The 13079-nt window shown below is 39.5% G+C and carries 11 protein-coding genes; all 11 read left to right on the top strand.

Annotated features, from left to right (window positions below):
* Positions 1-359 precede the first annotated feature (359 nt).
* The 11 genes from cysD (at position 360) to MSC25_RS18130 (ending at position 13012) form a co-directional block, all read left to right on the top strand.
* Entirely contained in the window at positions 360-1268 is a 909-nt protein-coding gene (gene cysD / locus MSC25_RS18180; protein WP_029773230.1) for a sulfate adenylyltransferase subunit CysD, read from the top strand.
* Between the two features lie 91 nt (positions 1269-1359).
* Positions 1360-1707: a four helix bundle protein gene (locus MSC25_RS18175; RefSeq protein WP_096739064.1), complete on the top strand. Its 348-nt coding sequence runs from the start codon at positions 1360-1362 to the stop codon at positions 1705-1707.
* Positions 1708-1817: 110 nt separating this feature from the next.
* Entirely contained in the window at positions 1818-3230 is a 1413-nt protein-coding gene (gene cysN / locus MSC25_RS18170; RefSeq protein WP_064386127.1) for a sulfate adenylyltransferase subunit CysN, read from the top strand.
* A 71-nt stretch (positions 3231-3301) separates the two neighbouring features.
* On the top strand, positions 3302-5038 hold the full coding sequence (locus MSC25_RS18165; protein WP_248444178.1) for an SLC13 family permease: 1737 nt from the start codon (positions 3302-3304) through the stop codon (positions 5036-5038).
* A 1337-nt stretch (positions 5039-6375) separates the two neighbouring features.
* Positions 6376-6987: an adenylyl-sulfate kinase gene (cysC, locus tag MSC25_RS18160; RefSeq protein WP_096739067.1), complete on the top strand. Its 612-nt coding sequence runs from the start codon at positions 6376-6378 to the stop codon at positions 6985-6987.
* A 149-nt stretch (positions 6988-7136) separates the two neighbouring features.
* A complete protein-coding gene (locus MSC25_RS18155) occupies positions 7137-8093 on the top strand; it encodes a DHHA1 domain-containing protein (protein ID WP_096739068.1) in 957 nt (318 codons plus the stop codon).
* Positions 8094-8152: 59 nt separating this feature from the next.
* Complete coding sequence (locus MSC25_RS18150; RefSeq protein WP_248444177.1) at positions 8153-9319, top strand: nucleotide sugar dehydrogenase; 1167 nt, start codon at positions 8153-8155, stop codon at positions 9317-9319.
* A gap of 138 nt (positions 9320-9457) precedes the next feature.
* Positions 9458-10462: an NAD-dependent epimerase gene (locus tag MSC25_RS18145; RefSeq protein WP_248444174.1), complete on the top strand. Its 1005-nt coding sequence runs from the start codon at positions 9458-9460 to the stop codon at positions 10460-10462.
* 158 nt (positions 10463-10620) lie between these two features.
* Complete coding sequence (galU, locus tag MSC25_RS18140; protein WP_248444173.1) at positions 10621-11502, top strand: UTP--glucose-1-phosphate uridylyltransferase GalU; 882 nt, start codon at positions 10621-10623, stop codon at positions 11500-11502.
* Between the two features lie 248 nt (positions 11503-11750).
* Positions 11751-12524, top strand: coding sequence for a YggN family protein (locus tag MSC25_RS18135; protein WP_096739072.1), 774 nt, complete (start codon positions 11751-11753; stop codon positions 12522-12524).
* A 134-nt stretch (positions 12525-12658) separates the two neighbouring features.
* The gene (locus MSC25_RS18130; protein WP_024032429.1) at positions 12659-13012 is read left to right on the top strand and encodes a four helix bundle protein; all 354 of its coding nucleotides are present in this window, start codon (positions 12659-12661) and stop codon (positions 13010-13012) included.
* Positions 13013-13079 lie beyond the last annotated feature (67 nt).

Here is a 13079-nt window from a genome sequence, read left to right as displayed (position 1 = left end):
AGTGTAGCGCGCAGCGCCTCTGTATCCTCGGTGGTAAAAATTTTTAGCCTAAATACACAAAGTGATGAAGAGGTTATCCCCACGGGGAAGAGAAATTGAGATAATTATTACTTGTAAAGGGCAACTTGCTGGTGTTTATTTCATTTTGAAGCCGTGAGCAGCTGGCCTTTTAACCTGAGCAAGCTCTTCGTCTACGCCAAAATTGGCCGATGCCTAATTGACCGCTAGGCGCCTTTGAAAAAATACACACATTGCATGCCCTAGTAATTAAACATAGTCTACCGGTGCATAAAATTTTTAAGTCGGTCATTAAAATTGACGCGAATGGATTTTGATAAATTAGGATATGAAAAAACATCATGAATGAAGAAAAGCTAACTCATCTAAAGGCACTCGAAGCCGAGTCGATTCATATTATGCGGGAGGTTGCAGCTGAGTTTGATAATCCAGTAATGCTTTACTCTGTAGGTAAAGATTCGTCGGTTTTATTACATTTAGCACGTAAAGCATTTTACCCCGGTAAAATTCCTTTTCCGCTTATGCATGTTGATACTAACTGGAAATTTAAAGAAATGATCCAGTTTAGAGATCAAATGGCCGAAAAGTATGACTTTGATCTAATTGTTCATAAAAACCCAGAAGGTATAGCAATGGGCATGAGCCCATTTGTACACGGCAGTGCTAAGCATACCGATGTTATGAAAACTCAGGGCCTTAAGCAGGCGCTTGATATGAATAACTTTGATGCTGCATTTGGTGGTGCTCGCCGCGATGAAGAAAAATCGCGTGCTAAAGAACGTGTTTATTCTTTCCGTGATAAAAATCACCGCTGGGATCCTAAAAACCAACGCCCAGAGCTGTGGAATGTTTATAACAGTAAAGTAGATAAAGGTGAGAGCATTCGTGTGTTCCCGCTTAGTAACTGGACCGAGCTAGACATTTGGCAGTACATTTACCTTGAAGGTATTGAAATTCCATCATTATACTTTGCTAAAGAGCGCCCTGTAGTTGAGCGCGATGGCACGCTTATTATGGTTGATGATGAGCGTATGGAGCTTGAAGAGGGCGAACAAGTACAAAATAAAATGGTTCGTTTTAGAACGCTTGGTTGCTACCCGCTAACGGGTGCTGTTGAGTCTGTAGCACAAACCCTTCCTGAAATAATTCAAGAGATGCTGCTTTGTACTACTTCTGAGCGTCAAGGGCGAGTAATTGATAATGACTCTGCGGGTTCTATGGAAAAGAAAAAAATGGAAGGTTACTTCTAAAGCGCTTAGGGCCTCTAGCTATGAGCTGCGAGCATAAATATGCAACTATTAGCTCTCAGTAAGTAGCCAAAAGTAATAAACAAGGATGCTTATGAGATACGAAAATTTAGAGGTTTGGCAGCGTAGTTTTCGCCTAAGTATAAAAATTTATAAAACATTTGAGCAGCTAAAAGACTTTGGCTTAAAAGATCAAATGTGTAGAGCCGGCGTTTCTGTTCCTAGCAATATTGCAGAAGGCTTTGAAAGAGAGTCCGATAGAGAAAAAGCTCGCTTTTTAGTTATAGCAAAGGGCTCTTTAGGCGAATTAAAAACGCAGTTAATGATTGCAACTGAACTAGCTTATATTTCAAAAGAAAATAGCTTATCGATTATTAGTGAATGTGAATTAATTGGGAAAATGCTAGGTAGTCTGATTAGAACAATTAAAAGTTGCTCGTAGCTCGTAGCTCGTAGCTCGTAGCTCGTAGCTCGCAACATAAACAAATTTAAGCACGTAGCTCGACGCCAGCAGCTCGCAGCTCGTCACTTACAGCTTATAAAGGACTTAAAATGACCGAACAAACACAACCAAACTTACTTGCTACAGATATTGAAGCTTACTTAAAAGTACACGAAAACAAAGACATGCTACGTATTTTAACTTGTGGTAGCGTGGATGATGGTAAATCTACATTAATTGGCCGCTTGCTTTATGATAGCAAAATGATTTTTGAAGATCAGATGGCTGCCATTGAAAAAGATTCAAAACGCTTTAATACCACTGATAACGATTTTGACTTATCTCTTTTAGTGGATGGCCTGCAATCTGAGCGCGAGCAAGGTATTACGATTGATGTTGCGTACCGTTATTTTGCAACAGATCAGCGTAAATTTATTATTGCCGACACGCCTGGGCATGAGCAGTACACGCGTAATATGGCAACGGGTGCTTCTACGTGTGATTTAGCTATTATTTTAATTGATGCGCGCCACGGTGTGCAGGTGCAAACACGTCGCCATAGCTATATTTGCTCTTTATTAGGTATTAAAAACGTAGTTGTCGCTATTAATAAAATGGATGCGGTAGGTTACGAGCAGTCGGTTTATCAAAACATCAAAAAAGATTACCGCGAGTTTGCACAGGATCTTTCGTTTGATGATGTACGTTTTGTGCCAATTTCGGCGCTACGTGGCGATAATGTGGTAAACGAAAGCGAAGCTATGAGCTGGTACCCTGGTTCAACGTTAATGAAGCTACTTAATACTGTGCAAGTTAAACACGCAAAAAATGATGAGTTTAGATTGCAAGTTCAATATGTTAATCGTCCTAACTTAGACTTTAGAGGCTTTAGCGGAACTGTGGCTGCGGGTGATATTAGAGTTGGCGATACGGTTGCTTCACTACCTTCAGGTAAAGAGAGTAAGGTTAAATCAATTGTTACTTTTGATGGCGACCTTGAAAAAGCATCTGCAGGTATGGCTATTACACTAACGCTTGAAGATGAAATAGATGTAAGCCGTGGTGATATGCTGGTACGTCCGCATCAAAAGCCACACTCAGCTGATAACTTTGAAGCAGACGTAGTATGGATGACCGAAGAAGCCTTACATGTAGACCGTGAGTACGAAATTAAAGTAGGGAGTAAATCGGTGTATGGATACGCTGAGGTTATTAACTATAAAGTTGATGTAAACACTCTAGAGCAACAAGAGGCATCACAATTAAATTTAAACGAAATTGGTAATTGCCAATTTGCATTAACAGCGCCCGTGCAATTTGATGCGTATGATGTAAATAAACATACTGGTGCGTTTATTGTGATTGACCGATTAACTAACGTTACGGTTGGTGCGGGTATGATACGTAAGCCATTAGATGGAAAAGGCAACAAGCCTAAAAGCGAGCACTCTGCGTTTGAAGTTGAGTTTAATGCGTTAGTTCGTAAGCACTTTCCGCATTGGGATGCAAAAGTAATCCGTTAGATTACTCAGATATAGCGGGCTCTTTGAGAGCCCGCATTTTAATTTTTTAACTAAGGATGGCTACTTTAACCATGCCATTAGATGCATATCTAACGCTTTGTATTTTTGCCTTTACAATTTTAGGTTTAATTGTTTTACAAACGCGCCCTGTTGCTGTTTTTGGTGCAACACTTATTGCTTTAATCACTTGCGATTTAGTGACTAAAGATCAGTTTTTAACAAGTATTGCAAACCCTGGCCTTGTAACATTAATTTTGCTTGTTTTATGCTCCTTAGCACTTGAGAAAACTCGCTTGCTAAGAGTTATTGCCTCAAAAACTATTGTTGATAGCTACTTTTCGACTTGGTTTAGGTTGTTTGGTATTACCACTTTTTTTTCTTCTATATTAAATAATACTGCGGTTGTGGCTACGTTACTTTCGCCTATTAGGAATAACCCCCACCATTTTGCCAGTAAACTACTATTACCTTTATCGTATGCCTCTATTTTAGGTGGAACGCTTACGCTAATAGGTACTTCTACTAATTTAATCGTTAACTCAATGTATATTGAGGCGTCGGGTAAGTCGTTATCGTTTTTTTCATTTACTGCTGTGGGTGCTATTTTGGTACTTTGCTGTGGTTTAGCTATGTTTTTATGCACCCGAATGTTACCAAGTATTGAGCAAAATAATGCTACTTCAGAGGGGTATTTTATTGATGCTAAAGTTTCTACAGGCTCTGAGTTAGTTGGGCGCTCTGTTGAGGTTAATGGGCTTAGGCATTTGGAATCATTATTTTTAGTTGAAATAGTGCGATCAGGCAGGCTTATTAGCCCTGTTTCACCGACGGAAGTAATTCAGCCTGCGGACAGACTTATTTTTTGCGGTGACATAACTAAATTATTGCAGCTAGGGCAGTTTTCAGGTTTAGAAATTTTTGCAGAAAAAAATGGTACTTTAAATAGCAACCTTACTGAGGTAGTTGTTCGGTCTGAAAGTATAATTGTAGGACGCACGCTTAAAACTACGGGGTTTAGGGCATTGTTTGATGCTGCTGTAGTGGCAATAAGACGAGATGGTGAACAGGTTTCGGGTAAGTTAGGTGATGTAGTAATTCGCTCTGGTGACTTTTTAGTGTTAGCCGTGGGTGATGATTATAAATCTCGAACAAATATAAATAAAAATTTTTTAACCTTATCTGGTGTAGAGCCTGAAAGTAGAATTAATGGCTGGCGAGCTTGGCTTTCCATTGGGGGCTTTGTAACCACAATAGCATTAGCGGCTGCTGGAGTGCTAGATTTATTAGAGGGGCTAGTATTATTGCTCGGGGGCCTTTTATTTACTCGTAGTTTAACTACTAATGAGTTAGTAAGACGATTCCCGATTGATATATGGCTAGTGGTTTCATCTGCACTTTTACTGTCGAGTGCGCTGGTTAACTCTGGCGTGGTTGAATCGTTAGGTGGATTTATAGGTCAATTTGATGACCCTAGGTATGTGTACACTGCATTTGTATTAGTTTATGTAGTAACTTGGCTAATGACCGAGTTTGTAACTAATAACGCTGCTGCGGCGTTGATGTTTCCTATAGGCTATACCGTGGCTTTAGGGTTTGGTGTAGATGTATTGCCTTTTGTAATGGCGGTAGCGTTTGCTGCAAGCGGAAGTTTTATTAGCCCGTATGGTTATCAAACTAACTTGATGGTATTTAATGCAGGTAATTACAGGTTAAATGACTTTGTAAAAATAGGCTTACCTATTAGCATAGTGTATGCGCTGGTTGTGTTGGTGTTTGTGCCTGTGTTTTTTCCTTTTAGTGTAAATTAGCGGCATTTTACGCGAGTAACTTACTGGCATTATTAATTACGGTTGCTTTTTAGTGTAGCGCCTCGGTGATCAAATTGTTTTGGGCTAAATGCATAAAGTGATTAAGAGATTGTTATCACCACAGAGAACACAAAGAAGAGAAGGAGAAGTAATTATTACTTGTAGACGCACAGCTTGCTGGCGTTATTAATATCTTCTCTGTGTAGCGCGCAGCGCCTCGGTGATCAAATTGTTTTGGGCTAAATGCATAAAGTGATTAAGAGATTGTTATCACCACAGAGAACATAGAGAAAAGAAGGAGAAGTAATAGTTACTTGTAGACGCGCAGCTTGCTGGCGTTATTAATGCCTTCTCAGTGTAGCGCGCAGCGCCTCGGTGTCCTCGGTGGTAGATTTGTTTCTAAATAAACAACGAAGGTGATTTTATCACCACAGAGAACACAGAGAAAAGAAGGAGAAGTAATAGTTACTTGTAGACCACAGCTTGCTGGCGTTATTAATATCTTCTCAGTGTAGCGCGCAGCGCCTCGGTGTCCTCGGTGGTAGATTTGTTTTTAAATAAACGATAAAAAGTGATTTTATTACCACAGAGAACACAGAGATGAGAAGGAGAAGTAATTATTACTTGTAGACGCACAGCTTGCTGGCGTTATTAATATCTTCTCATTGTAACGCGCAGCGCCTCTGTGCTTTCGGTGAACAAATTGTTTTGGGCTAAATGCATAAAGTGATTAAGAGATTATTATCACCACAGAGAACACAGAGAAGAGAAGGAGAAGTAACTATTCCTTGTAGACGCACAGCTTGCTGGCGTTATTAATATCTTCTCTGTGTAGCGCGCAGCGCCTCGGTGGTCAAATTGTTTTGGGCTAAACGCATAAAGTGATTAAGAGATTATTATCACCACAGAGAACACAGAGAACACAGAGAAGAGAAGGAGAAGTAATAGTTACTTGTAGACCACAGCTTGCTGGCGTTATTAATATCTTCTCAGTGTAGCGCGCAGCGCCTCGGTGTCCTCGGTGGTAGATTTGTTTTTAAATAAACGATAAAAAGTGATTTTATCACCACAGAGAACATAGAGAACATAGAGAACATAGAGAAGAGTAAGAGAAGTAATAGTTACTTGTATACGTACAGCTTACTGGCGTTATTAATGCCTTCTCAGTGTAGCGCGCAGCGCCTCTGTGCTCTCGGTGGTCAAATCGTTTTGAGTTAAGTTAAATGAGTGCTGCAAAGGTTAAAATATATGCATGGCTTTTCAATAGTCTTTTTACTTCTACACGCAAACACTTTTTAGTAGTAATATATTAGATAGTTTAGAACAAGGGTATTCCAATGAGCCAAGATGAAAATATAGTATGGCACGCTCAAACAGTGTCAAGAAAACAGAAGCAACAGCACAAAGGTCATAAGCCTGTATTGCTTTGGTATACTGGCTTAAGTGGTTCAGGAAAATCTACAGTGGCAAATGCTGTTGAAGCAAAGCTATTTTCATTAGGCTGCCATACTTATTTGCTTGATGGCGATAATGTACGCATGGGCTTAAATAAGGGGCTTACATTTAGTGATGAAGACCGTGTTGAGAATATTCGCCGCATAAGTGAAGTTGCTAAATTATTTGTAGATGCGGGCCTTATTGTATCTACCGCGTTTATTTCGCCATTTAAAGCTGACCGCGCTCAAGCTCGAAGTATAGTAAATGAAGGTGAATTTGTAGAAGTGTTTATTGATACACCGCTAGCTGTTTGCGAAAGCCGCGATCCAAAGGGCTTATATAAGAAAGCGCGCGCAGGTGAAATACCAAATTTTACAGGGATTAGTTCAGCATTTGATGTGCCCGAAAACCCCGATATACATGTTAAAACAGCTGACCAAACCATTGAACAATGTGCAGAGCAAATTGTAGATTATTTGATAAAAAATAAAATTGTAGATACTAGCAGCTAACAGCTGTTGAGTATTAAGTTTATCAATTGGTTTGGCTTTACTTGCGAAAGCAATTATTTGTTGTTTTGCCGATAGTATAAAGATGCTTTTCCTAAGAACTGCCTTTAATTATATTGGTATACTTTTCTATTTTGGTACTTGAGAGTATTATGAAATATGACATTTTTAACGGTGATGCCGATGGTATTATCGCTTTACTTCAGCTTCAATTAGCTAACCCTACCGATACAATTAAGGTAACAGGGGTAAAACGCGATATTCAACTAATGCAAAAAATCACACCAAAAGAGGGTGATTGCATTCGAGTGTTGGATATTTCAATGGAAAAAAATATGCCTGCGCTTCACGATGCTTTAAGTGCTGGAGCTCGTGTTATGTACGTAGATCACCATAAAGCTGGCGATATACCTAATCATGCTAATTTATATGCGCATATCGATCTTGATGCGAATATGTGTACCAGCTTAATCGTTAGTGATTTACTAGATAAGCAGTTTCACTTATGGGCTATTACAGCCGCTTACGGTGATAATTTATTTGCTAAAGCAGATAGCGAGGCTGACAAGTTAAATTTAAACGATTTACAAAAGTCACAGTTAAAAGCGTTTGGTACTTACATAAATTATAACGGCTACGGAAGTGAAGTGGCTGATTTACACTTCGCCCCAGAAAGTTTGTTTGAGCTTCTTTTACAGTATAAATCGCCGTTTGATGCAATAAACGATAAAAGCTCGGTTTATTATACTCTTGAGCGAGCTTATAAAGCCGATATGGAAAAAGCAGCTAATGCACAAGTCCTTCATGATTGTGATACTGCCAAAGTAATTTTATTAGAAGATGCGGCTTGGGCTCGCCGGGTAAGTGGCGTTTTAGGTAACGATCTTGCTAATCAGTCTCCGAATAAGGCTCATGCAGTATTTACGTTTAATAGCAAAGGCAGCTATTTAGTAAGTGTGAGAGCGCCGCTTAACAACAAACAAGGTGCTGTAGATATATGTAGTAAGTTTGCTACAGGTGGGGGCCGAGCTGCTGCCGCGGGCATTAATGAACTACCTAAATCACAAGTCGCTAGTTTTATTGAGCAGCTTGTAAGCTATTATGAGTAGAACTTTCACTACTTATTAAAAAATGCTTAATTTTAAACTTTTAATTTTAAAGGATTAATATGAAAATTGCAGTGGTAGGTACAGGTTATGTAGGCCTTTCGAACGCTATGCTTTTGTCGCAACATAATGAAGTGGTTGCGCTTGATATCGACGAGAAGAAGATAGCGCTATTAAACAGTAAAAAATCACCAATTGTTGATACAGAAATTAGTGAGTTTTTAACGCGTGATGACTTAAATTTTACAGCTACTACTGACAAGGTAGCCGCTTATAAAGACGCTGATTACGTAATTATAGCTACACCTACTGACTACGATGTTGAAAACAACTACTTTAATACTAGCTCTGTTGAAGCCGTAATTAAAGACACAATGGCGCATAACCCTAATGCGGTTATGGTGATTAAGTCGACTATCCCGGTAGGCTTTACGGCTGATATTAAGCAGCAACTTAATGCTGAAAACTTAATATTCTCTCCTGAGTTTTTACGTGAAGGCAAAGCGCTGTATGATAACTTACACCCGTCACGTATTGTTGTAGGTGAGCAAAGCGAGCGAGCAACTGTTTTTGCTAACTTACTTAAGCAAGGTGCAATTAAGCAAGATGTTGAAGTGCTATTTACTGACTCAACAGAAGCTGAAGCGATTAAGTTATTTTCTAACACTTACCTTGCAATGCGTGTTGCTTATTTTAATGAGCTAGATAGCTACGCAGAAGCACATGGCTTAAACTCTAAGCAAATTATACAAGGTGTAGGTCTAGACCCACGTATTGGTAACCATTATAACAACCCGTCGTTTGGTTACGGTGGCTACTGTTTACCAAAAGATACCAAGCAGCTACGTGCTAATTACCAAGATGTACCAAACAATATTATTGGTGCTATTGTAGATGCCAATACAACACGTAAAGACTTTATTGCCGACTCAATTATTAAGCGTAGCCCTAAAGTTGTAGGTGTGTACCGTTTAGTAATGAAAACGGGGTCTGATAACTTTAGAGCGTCTGCTATTCAAGGCATTATGAAGCGTATTAAAGCAAAAGGGATTGAGGTTGTTGTATTTGAACCTGTGCTTGAAGAAAACGAGTTTTACCACTCGCGTGTTATTAAAGACTTAAACGAGTTTAAGCAGATATCTGATGTGGTCGTTTCTAACCGTATGGTTGAGGAGCTTAGCGACATTGCAGATAAAGTGTATACACGTGATTTATTTGGTAGTGATTGATTAGATAATAGCTGTTAGCTGTTAGCTGTTAGTTATTAGTTATTAGTTATTAGTTATTAGTTATTAGTTATTAGAGATTACTTTAAAAGCCGCTGAAATGTATGTTGATGCGGTTTTTTTTCTTAAATTAGGAATTTTATGAAGTATTTAGTTACAGGTGCAGCGGGCTTTATTGGTGCTGCAACGTGCCAAAAATTACTGGCTGCTGGCCATGTGGTTGTTGGTATAGATAACCTAAACGATTATTACGATGTAAATTTAAAGTTGGCACGTTTAGCGCAGTTTAAAAGCCACGATAACTTTACGTTTATTAAGCTTGATATAAGCGAACGCGCAGCAATGAGCGAATTATTTGCTGCACAGCAGTTTGATAAAGTAATACACTTAGCTGCGCAAGCGGGTGTGCGTTACTCAATAGAAAACCCAGATGCCTATGCCGACTCTAATTTAGTAGGGCATTTAAATGTGCTTGAAGGATGTAGACATAACAATGTTAAGCACCTTATTTATGCATCATCTAGCTCTGTTTATGGCCTAAACGAAAAAACGCCATTTGAAACTACCGATAGTGTTGATCACCCTGTATCGTTTTATGCGGCGACTAAAAAAGCAAATGAACTAATGGCTCACAGCTATTCGCATTTATATAGCTTGCCAACCACTGGACTGCGCTTTTTTACGGTTTATGGCCCGTGGGGGCGCCCAGACATGGCACCGTATATTTTTACTAAAAAAATACTCGCCGGCGATACTATTGATATAAACAACAATGGTGATATGTGGCGTGATTTTACTTACATTGACGATATTGTAGAAGGTGTTGTACGTGCTGCCGATGTTATACCTAAAGCAAACCCTGAGTGGCGTGTAGAGAGCGGTTCGCCAGCTACGAGCTCTGCTCCTTATGCTGTTTATAATATTGGCCACGGTAGCCCAATAAACCTAATGAAGTTTATTGAAGCAATTGAGGCCGAGCTTGGTACTGAGGCAAATAAAAACTTCCGAGAAATGCAGGCAGGCGATGTTTATAAAACCTATGCCGACACGCAAGATTTGTTTAATGCGACTGGCTATAAGGCCCAAGTAGGTGTTAAGCAAGGCGTTAGCGAGCTAATTAAATGGTATAAAGACTTTTATAAATAAGCTTTATAGCGAAGTAAGCACTGCTTTTTGGAAGCAGTGTTTACTTAAAAATAGTTTAATTTACACTTTGATAGCTATCAGCTTCCCATTCATTCAGCCCCCATCTACATTTAACCTGTTAACTTAAAAATAATTAATTTACAAATAAAGGACTACCCATGAAAGCTGTGATTCCTGTTGCCGGCCTTGGCACTCGCATGTTACCTATGACTAAAGCAATTCCTAAAGAAATGCTACCAATTGTAGATAAACCATTGATTCAATACATAGTGAGTGAGTGTGTAGCTGCTGGTATTAAAGACATTGTACTTGTAACGCATAGCTCTAAAAACGCTATAGAAAACCACTTTGACACCAGCTACGAGCTTGAAGCTACTTTAGAAAAGCGTGTTAAGCGTGCTTTACTTGAAGAAGTACGCTCTATTTGCCCTGGTGATGTAACGGTAATGAGTGTACGCCAAGGTGAAGCTAAAGGCCTAGGGCACGCTATTTTATGTGCAAAGCCAATTGTAGGTGATGACGACTTTATAGTATTACTCCCTGATGTAATACTTGATGCTTACACGGCCGATCAAAAAACTGAAAACCTAGCCGCGATGATCAAACGCTTTAACGAGACTAAAGCAAGTCAAATTATGCTAGAGCCAGTAGCACAAGATGATGTAAGTAAATACGGTATTGCTGATATTAACGGCGTACAGCTAACACCAGGTAACAGTGCGGCAATTAAAACAATGGTTGAAAAACCAGATGCCGATAAGGCACCTTCAAACCTTGCTGTAGTAGGGCGTTACGTATTGAGTAAAAGCATTTGGCCGCTTCTTGCTAAAACGCCTGTGGGCGCTGGTGGTGAAATACAGTTAACAGACTCTATTGATGCGCTAATGACTCAAGAAACCGTTGAAGCATTTCATATGAGTGGTCGTTCTCACGACTGTGGCGATAAGCTAGGTTACTTAAAAGCGATTGTTGAATACGGCATGCGTGATAGTAAGCTTGGTGATGACTTTACTCGATACTTAAATAAACTTGCTAAATAGAACAACATCTTAACACTTTTTAGTTTTACATATGTGGATGGCTTTGTGCTAATGATTATAGCTATTGCGTATTGAATTGGGCATAGCAAGAATAGGTATTTAATTGCCGGTGATGTGAATGCTTCACCGGCTTTTTATTAAAAATATTTAACCTATTAATCCCATTATATGCTTCGCTAAATTTTCTTGCATAAAGTTGGTTTTTTGTTAACCTACTTGCCTTCCTTTTTTAGCTTGTTGAGGTGTATATGGCGTTGTTATCTCGTTCGATATTGGCGTTGTGTTTAGCACTTTCAAGCTCTACAGTTTTAGCTCAGTCACAGTGTGATGTTGAGCTTAGTCATGGCTTAATAATTACTGACGACGTTATACGTATTCTTGATAAAGGCCAAACACGCGTACAAATTAATAATAACAATCAGCTTTTTATTCGAGGTTACTGGGTTGATTTAAGCACTGAAGAAAGCAAAGTGCTTGAGCAGTTTAGCCATGGTATTCGCCATACGGTGCCGGAGCTTGTTAATTTGGCTACCGATGGTGTTAACTTAGGTTTAAGCGCCATTGAACATGTAGTCGAGGGGATGTCTGACAAAGAGCCAGAGGTGCTAAAAACCCAGCTCCAGTACGTAGAACGTGCGCTTATGGACAAATTTAAGCGTGGTGATGACTTCTTTTTTATCGCGCCACAGTCGCTCTCGCAAATAGATGATTTTTTCACTAAAGAAATTAGCCAGCAAATACACTCTGCCGTACATGGCTCGTTAGGGGCTATTTTAATGTCGCTTGGTGATGCGTTTAAATCACGCGAAGGTAATATTGAAGACCGCATTAATGACATGGGCCAACGTATGGATATTATCTCTAAAGAAATAGATAAATCTCTGCAAAAAAAGGCTCAGCAACTTGAGCTTAAAGCCTCTGAATACTGTGAATGTTTAAACGCACTCGATGTGACCGAATCACGCTTGCAAGCGATTGTCCCAGGCATGGCTGACTTTGATTTAGTGCAGATAAAATCGTAAGGAAAGTGGGGAGTTATAAGCTGTTAGTTATTAGCTTTTAGCTGTTAGCTGTCAGTTTTAGGCTTTAATTGCGTTTAGGGTTTCTATTTCTTGAAATACTTCTAAGCTAACAGTAAATAGCTAGGATTTAGCCCATGAACTTTGAAAACTTGGAAGTATGGAAACGATCTGCTCGCTTAAGTGCTGATATTTATAAAGCGACTAGCACTATAAAAGATTACGGATTTAGAGATCAATTAACGCGCTCTGGCTTGTCTGTTCCTAGTAATATAGCCGAGGGAATGACAAGAGACAGCAATAAAGAAAAAGTGAGGTTTTTAGATATCGCTCGCTCATCAATAGCTGAAGCAAGAACGCAAATTTATATTGGAATAGATATTTGTTATATAGATAAGTCCGTTGGTCGAAAGTGGCTTGATGAAACCGTAGCGCTTTCAAAAATGTTGACTAGTTTAATTGCAACATTAAAAATGACCGCTGACCGCTGACCGCTGACCGCTGACCGCTGACCGCTGACCGCTGACCGCTGACCGCTGACCGCTGACCGCTGACCGC

It is taken from the genome of Pseudoalteromonas sp. 1CM17D, from assembly GCF_023161805.1.
GTDB lineage: Bacteria > Pseudomonadota > Gammaproteobacteria > Enterobacterales > Alteromonadaceae > Pseudoalteromonas > Pseudoalteromonas atlantica.
The sequence above is the reverse complement of the archived record's forward strand: the minus strand, read 5'-3'. Positions and strand labels throughout refer to the sequence as shown.

Excerpts from the sequence above, each read along its gene's own strand:
- MSC25_RS18165 (WP_248444178.1), top strand. The coding sequence starts at position 3,302 with ATGCCATTAGATGCATATCTAACGCTTTGTATTTTTGCCTTTACAATT.
- MSC25_RS18155 (WP_096739068.1), top strand. The coding sequence starts at position 7,137 with ATGAAATATGACATTTTTAACGGTGATGCCGATGGTATTATCGCTTTA.
- MSC25_RS18145 (WP_248444174.1), top strand. The coding sequence starts at position 9,458 with ATGAAGTATTTAGTTACAGGTGCAGCGGGCTTTATTGGTGCTGCAACG.
- MSC25_RS18175 (WP_096739064.1), top strand. The coding sequence starts at position 1,360 with ATGAGATACGAAAATTTAGAGGTTTGGCAGCGTAGTTTTCGCCTAAGT.
- cysC (WP_096739067.1), top strand. The coding sequence starts at position 6,376 with ATGAGCCAAGATGAAAATATAGTATGGCACGCTCAAACAGTGTCAAGA.
- galU (WP_248444173.1), top strand. The coding sequence starts at position 10,621 with ATGAAAGCTGTGATTCCTGTTGCCGGCCTTGGCACTCGCATGTTACCT.
- MSC25_RS18135 (WP_096739072.1), top strand. The coding sequence starts at position 11,751 with ATGGCGTTGTTATCTCGTTCGATATTGGCGTTGTGTTTAGCACTTTCA.
- MSC25_RS18130 (WP_024032429.1), top strand. The coding sequence starts at position 12,659 with ATGAACTTTGAAAACTTGGAAGTATGGAAACGATCTGCTCGCTTAAGT.
- MSC25_RS18150 (WP_248444177.1), top strand. The coding sequence starts at position 8,153 with ATGAAAATTGCAGTGGTAGGTACAGGTTATGTAGGCCTTTCGAACGCT.
- cysN (WP_064386127.1), top strand. The coding sequence starts at position 1,818 with ATGACCGAACAAACACAACCAAACTTACTTGCTACAGATATTGAAGCT.
- cysD (WP_029773230.1), top strand. The coding sequence starts at position 360 with ATGAATGAAGAAAAGCTAACTCATCTAAAGGCACTCGAAGCCGAGTCG.